This window comes from Mesorhizobium sp. M1A.F.Ca.IN.020.04.1.1, assembly GCF_003997315.1.
GTDB lineage: Bacteria > Pseudomonadota > Alphaproteobacteria > Rhizobiales > Rhizobiaceae > Mesorhizobium.
Genome location: NZ_RZSN01000443.1, coordinates 1 through 221 on the forward strand (window position 1 = coordinate 1; position 221 = coordinate 221).

At 56.1% G+C, this 221-nt stretch carries 1 pseudogene; it reads right to left on the minus strand.

Annotation, left to right across the window (positions count from 1 at the left end):
- Positions 1-221: pseudogene (locus EOA49_RS32445) on the minus strand (hypothetical protein); the annotation flags it as partial.

Consider the following 221-nt stretch of genomic DNA (forward strand, 5'->3'; position numbering starts at 1 on the left):
CGTCTTGGGTTTTGCGTACAACTTAACCTCGGTGACACCTGGTATAGCAGCCGCGCGACCGTCTCCGTCGATCCAATCGAGGATGCCATCGCGATCAGGAAGTAGAGCCCGCCATGCTGCGACATTCGAATGCCGTCTGCGCAAATTCCATTCGTCGCCGATGACAAGCTTGATGTGCTCGCTGATGAGATCGATGCCGTAAGCCAGCTGAACCGAGAGAG